1 pseudogene is annotated in these 739 nt (G+C 82.4%); it reads left to right on the top strand.

Annotation, left to right across the window (positions count from 1 at the left end):
- Positions 1–739, top strand: a pseudogene (locus CS2_RS19295) (DNA polymerase III subunit gamma and tau); the annotation flags it as partial.

Raw genomic sequence — 739 nt, 5'->3', positions numbered from 1 at the left:
CCCGCGCCCGCTGCCACCGCGCCCGCGGCCGCCGCGCCCGGGGCCGCCGCTGCGGCCGCCGACACCGAGATGCTGCGCCGGCGCTGGCCCGACGTGCTGACCACGCTGCGCCGCCTGCGGCTGCCGTCGTGGGCGCTGGTGAACCAGCACGCGCAGATCCTCGAGCTGGACGCGACCACGCTGCGCCTCGGATTCGCGCAGCCCGGCCTCGTGACGACTTTCCGCAACAGCAACCACGCCGACGTCGTCGCGCGTGCGCTCGCCGAGACCCTCGGCGTCACCGCCCGCGTCGAGGCGGTGCTCGACGAGCCGGGCGGCGGCCGCGGGCAGGCCGGTCCGGCGGGACCCGCGGCGCCGACGCCGCAGGTCCCCGACGTGATCTCGCCCGAGCGCGCCGCGGCGTCCTGGGGCGACCCCGCGCCTGCCGCCCCGTCCCCCGCCGGGTCGGACGCGCCCCCCGCCGCCGACGCAGCGCGTGGCACCGCACCGGCCACCGGCCACGACGACGCCCGGCCGGCGCCCCTCGGCGGCGCCTCCGCCGCCGCCCACGCTAATGGCGCTACGGCGGAGCCGGACCGCCCTGGCGGCCGCGCCGACGACGGACCGGGTGACGGCCCCGCCGCCGCGTCAGGCCCCGCCGCCGCGCCCGTCCCCACCGACGAGGCCCGCCCCACCGACGAGGCCCGCCCCGCCGCCGGCGCCACCCGGCCGATCCCGCCGTGGGAGCCGGACCCGGCCG

It is taken from the genome of Cellulomonas iranensis NBRC 101100 = JCM 18110 (assembly GCF_001552375.1).
Classification (GTDB): Bacteria; Actinomycetota; Actinomycetes; order Actinomycetales; family Cellulomonadaceae; genus Cellulomonas; species Cellulomonas iranensis.
The sequence above is the reverse complement of the archived record's forward strand: the minus strand, read 5'-3'. Positions and strand labels throughout refer to the sequence as shown.